This is a genomic window from Tissierella pigra (assembly GCF_009695605.1).
Classification (GTDB): Bacteria; Bacillota; Clostridia; order Tissierellales; family Tissierellaceae; genus Tissierella; species Tissierella pigra.
Genome location: NZ_VUNQ01000089.1, coordinates 1 through 4,450 on the forward strand (window position 1 = coordinate 1; position 4,450 = coordinate 4,450).

The 4,450-nt window shown below is 33.6% G+C and carries 9 protein-coding genes; 8 read left to right on the plus strand and 1 reads right to left on the minus strand.

The features are described from left to right. A partial coding sequence (locus FYJ83_RS20580; RefSeq protein ID WP_154439151.1) for a helix-turn-helix domain-containing protein occupies nucleotides 1-121 on the minus strand: 121 nt, incomplete at its 3' end. 112 nt (nucleotides 122-233) lie between these two features. Between FYJ83_RS20580 and FYJ83_RS19155 the strand changes: the two genes are divergently transcribed. Genes FYJ83_RS19155 through FYJ83_RS19190 form a run of 8 tightly spaced genes read left to right on the plus strand, consistent with a single transcriptional unit; the run spans nucleotide 234 to nucleotide 4,334 of the window. Beyond that, entirely contained in the window at nucleotides 234-563 is a 330-nt protein-coding gene (locus tag FYJ83_RS19155; protein ID WP_154443095.1) for a hypothetical protein, read from the plus strand. Further along, nucleotides 560-763 carry a hypothetical protein gene (locus FYJ83_RS19160; protein ID WP_154443096.1) on the plus strand — a complete coding sequence of 68 codons (204 nt, stop codon included), beginning with the start codon at nucleotides 560-562 and terminating at the stop codon, nucleotides 761-763. Before FYJ83_RS19155 ends, FYJ83_RS19160 begins: the two co-directional genes overlap by 4 nt. A gap of 15 nt (nucleotides 764-778) precedes the next feature. After that, complete coding sequence (locus FYJ83_RS19165) at nucleotides 779-1,801, plus strand: recombinase RecT (RefSeq protein WP_154443097.1); 1,023 nt, start codon at nucleotides 779-781, stop codon at nucleotides 1,799-1,801. Beyond that, nucleotides 1,801-2,445 (plus strand): hypothetical protein, encoded by a 645-nt coding sequence (locus FYJ83_RS19170; protein ID WP_154443098.1) that lies wholly within the window; start codon nucleotides 1,801-1,803, stop codon nucleotides 2,443-2,445. The genes FYJ83_RS19165 and FYJ83_RS19170 overlap by 1 nt, the downstream gene beginning before the upstream one ends. Nucleotide 2,446: 1 nt before the next feature. Further along, the gene (locus FYJ83_RS19175; RefSeq protein ID WP_154443099.1) at nucleotides 2,447-3,184 is read left to right on the plus strand and encodes an MBL fold metallo-hydrolase; all 738 of its coding nucleotides are present in this window, start codon (nucleotides 2,447-2,449) and stop codon (nucleotides 3,182-3,184) included. Between the two features lie 10 nt (nucleotides 3,185-3,194). Further along, nucleotides 3,195-3,506, plus strand: coding sequence for a hypothetical protein (locus FYJ83_RS19180; RefSeq protein ID WP_154443100.1), 312 nt, complete (start codon nucleotides 3,195-3,197; stop codon nucleotides 3,504-3,506). Between the two features lie 12 nt (nucleotides 3,507-3,518). After that, nucleotides 3,519-3,764, plus strand: a complete 246-nt coding sequence (locus FYJ83_RS19185; RefSeq protein ID WP_154443101.1) for a hypothetical protein — start codon at nucleotides 3,519-3,521, stop codon at nucleotides 3,762-3,764. 27 nt (nucleotides 3,765-3,791) lie between these two features. Next, on the plus strand, nucleotides 3,792-4,334 hold the full coding sequence (locus FYJ83_RS19190) for a hypothetical protein (protein ID WP_154443102.1): 543 nt from the start codon (nucleotides 3,792-3,794) through the stop codon (nucleotides 4,332-4,334). Nucleotides 4,335-4,450: the final 116 nt, after the last annotated feature.

The following is a 4,450-nucleotide window of genomic DNA, read 5'->3' on the forward strand; positions in this document are numbered from 1 at the left end:
TATTAATATATTTTCTTACTGTAGTTCTAGAAACCTTCATCTCTCTAGCTATTGCTCTTTGAGACATATTTTCTCTAAAATATTTCATTAGTATTTCTGCTTTCTGATCCAGCTTTATCACCTCTTGCCCCCCCTCAAAAGATATCTTCAAGGGGTATTATATTTTAAGGTGGACCAGTTTTCAATTATTATGGTGGTCTACTTTTAGATTAACATAAACAGCAAAAGTTAATTTGCTTGAAGATAGCATAAATAGCCAATTCAATCACGTTAAATTCAAGCTATTCGAGGAGAATGTCACTAATGATGGTATCAAAGAAACTTGTATAGCTTTAGTAAACACTAATGGAGCTTATGTCAAATTTGAAGATGCAAATTCAGCAGGAAAGATTAATGCAGGAATTGATGTAATAAATTCACTTAGTAGATTCTATGAAGTATTTTCAACTATTTGGATTGATAATAGAGAATCGGTAGTCAAATTAGCTGATACGGATAGCCAAGTGATTTCATTGGTTGTAAGTGAGCAGGACAAAAAATTGAGGGTGGAGGTGGAGCAATGATTCACGTGAATATGGTTAAGGGTGACTATGTATATGAGCAATGGGACACCGAGAGTTTTAAGGCTATGTATGAGAAATTCAAGGAGCTTGAAGAACTAGGATATGAAATGGTAAACGAGGAGCATGGACCTTTAAATGTATATTTTCACTTTAAAAAAGAAGGTTGTGAAGAAATAGTAGTAACTTTGATGTGTTTTTAAAAGGAGGAATGTTAAATGTCAAATAATCAAGTAGCAGTACAAAATCAAGATTTATCTTTAAGTCAAAGATTTACAAATGCAATGGTGCAAGAATTTCAAAGTGGGGTAGGAGCAGTAGCACTTACAGACTTCCAACAAAGATTAGCACAAAATTACTTTATAGCCATAGATGCAGCACTAAAAACAGCTGAAACAAACAGACTTAGGAAAAGTGAAAAATATAGAGACCCATTGGCATACACTTGGAACAATGTAGACATGAATTTACTGGCTAGAAACTTAGTTAGTTATGCAAGGATAGGACTTGACCCAGCTCAAAAGAACCATATCCATGCTATGCCATTTAAGAATAATTCAACCAATAAATATGACATTGTTTTTATAGAAGGTTATAGAGGATTAGAGTTAAAGGCTCATAAATACGGACTAGATATACCAGACGCAGTAATAATCGAGGTCGTTTATTCAACAGATACCTTTAAACCCATTAAGAAAAGTAGGACAAACAAGGTTGAAGAATATGAGTTTGAAATTACCAATCCTTTTGATAGAGGGGAGATAATCGGAGGATTTTATTACCATCAATATAACGATAATCCATCTAAAAATAAATTAGTAATTATGACACTTAAAGATATAGAAAAAAGAAAACCTAGACATGGAAATATTGACTTCTGGGGTGGAGAAAAAGATGTTTGGGAGAATGGCAGAAAAACAGGCAAGAAGGAGAAAGTAGAAGGTTGGTATGAGGAAATGGTCTACAAGACTATCCATAGAGCAGCTTATAACGACATAGCCATAGATAGCCAAAAGATAGATGATGATTACCTGAAATTGAAGCAGTTGGAAAATCAAGCTACAGAAAATATGGTTATGACAGAGATTGAAGAAAATGCAAATATGGAGATGTTAGACTTCAATGATGAAGTAGACGAGGAAACAGGAGAAATCATGGAAGTTGAAGCCGAAGAAGTAGAAGAAACAGAAGAAGTAGAAGAAGAATTAGGACAAGTAGAGATGGAAGGACCAGGATACTAATGGCTAAGAAATTAAAAGTCAATCCGGGAGATAGATTCTCCCGATTGACAATAGTCAAAGAAGTCGAGCCAATATATTGGAAGAAGTATAAGAAAAGAATGTTTTTATGCAAATGTGATTGTGATAATGAAATGATTGTTAGGCTTGAGTATTTAAGAAGTGGGCATACGAAAAGTTGTGGATGTTTAAGGACAAATGAAATAGTTAGTTTAAATAAAACTCATGGACAGTGCAATACAAAACTGTACAGACTTTGGTCAAGTATGTTACGGCGTTGCCAAACAAAAAGTGATAGTAATTATCCCAACTACGGAGCTAGAGGAATTGAGGTTTGTAACGAGTGGCAAGATTTTGAATTCTTTTATGACTGGTCTATGGCAAATGGATATAAAAAAGGTTTATCCATAGAAAGAATTGATGTCAATGGCAACTATGAACCTTCTAATTGCGAATGGATTCCAAGGCCACTACAAGCTAGAAATAAAAGAAATACTACCTTTATTACTCATAAAGGAGTGACAAAACCATTAGTTGAATGGGCTGAGGAGTTAAATATGAATAGTGAAACTCTCCGAAGTAGAATCTCATATGGTTGGACTATAGAAAAAGCACTAACTACTCCAGTGCGAAACAGAGGGTGGTAAAATGATTAAATTTAAGACTTATGCAAGCAGTAGTAAGGGCAATTTTTACACAATTGATGATGGAGAAACAAAATTACTTATAGAATGCGGATTGCCTTATAAGGAAATTGTGAAGTCATTGGATTTTGACCTAAATAGGGTGGGTGGAGTAATTTTAAGTCATTGTCACAAGGATCACTCACATAGTGTCCTAGATATTTCAAAAGCAGGAATAGATATATACACTTCTACGGAAACAATAGGCTCATTAGGACTTAGTGGACATAGATTTAATGCAGTAAAAGAAGGTGTTAAGTTTAATATTGGGACATGGGATATATTACCCTTTGAACTAAACCATGATGTTCATAATTTAGGCTTTTTATTGCAAAACCAATCTAAGGAGAAGTTTTTATTTATAACAGATACGTTCTACTGTAAGTACAAATTTAATGATGTATTGGGAATGGCAATCGAATGTAACTACATCAAAGAAACACTAGACCAAAATATAACTGATGGCTATATAGACGAAAGGATGAAACCAAGGTTACTACAGAGCCATTTTAGCTTAGAAAATGTAAAAGAATTTTTAAAGGCTAATGATTTATCCAGTTGCAGGGAGATTATACTCCTTCATCTTAGCAGTAGAAACAGCGACCAAGGCAGAATGATAAGGGAGATTGAGGAAGTAACAGGGATAAGGCCAAAAGTGGCTAGTAAGGGGCTGGAATTAAGTCTGAACAGATACCCATATTAGGAGTGATTGAATGAAAAAACTAATTGCCAAAAGAAGATTAAAGCATGGTTGCGACCAATGTAAGGAACCAATATTAAAAGGTCAAGTTTACTATAGGAAAAGGACTGTAATTGTTGAAGAAGGAAAAATGTTTGGATATACGGTCATCTATTGTTCTAAATGCAAATATAAGCATAAGCAATGGAAACCAAGATATGAAAAATTCAAAGAAAAATGTAATCATCCAGAGAAATTTATAAATGAAGTTTGGACTTACATTCCAGGTGAAGCAGTCAAAGAGCCTAGTCATTGTGAATGTATGTTATGTGGAAAAATATTGTAGGAGTTGATTCAAATGTTTAAATGCAATGAATGTAGCGAGATATTTAACGAATGGGAAGAAGATAGTTGCCCTAGATGTGGTAGTGGAGATATTACAGAAGACATATACCCAAAAGATATAGACGGTTGTGATAATTGTCCTTTGTATAAAAAGGACTGTAGTGGTGGATTTACTTCTAGTGGAAATGGTGTACCCATAGAACCACCATGTACCTCATGGACAGACGATATGTTGATTTATTCAGGAATGTATAACTAATAAAAATAAAAAATAGGGGGAATTATTGTGAACTTAGAAAACAGTATTAAAGATGTTATAGCTAAAAAGTTAGAGGATGGAACGGTTGAAAAATTAATTGCAGAGGAATTAGAAAAAGGCATAAGAAAATCACTTGAAGATTTATTCGGTTATGGTGGTGGAGCTAAAAAGGCTATTAAAGAAAAGATTGAGTCAGTAATGGTGCCGTATCTTGAAAGCTATGACTATTCAAAGTACATTCTCAAACTAGATACAGTTTTAGTAGAAATATTAAAGAATACGGCATTGGATAATAAGGAACTGTTGGAAAACTTTAAACATCTAGTAAGCTATGAAACCATTGAGGAAATTAAGGTATCAGAGATATTTGATAAGTGGAAGGATTATGTATCTAAAAATATTGATACCTCAAACTTAGAGATTGATTATGATGACGGAGTTAGCTATGAATATGCAGATGTAACTATGGAAGTTGAACATGACAACGAGAGAGGTTGGAGCGACTTTAAATATGCAACCATAGTATTTGAATGTGAAATGTATTTGTCAACCGAAATTTCGAGAATGTAAATAACTTTGTGCTTTAGAGATAACTACTCATCTCTAATCTGACAAGAAATATTAAACTGGATAAAACTTACAATTAAATATCTTGATTATATCTTTGCCAAGGTTATTTTAATTTA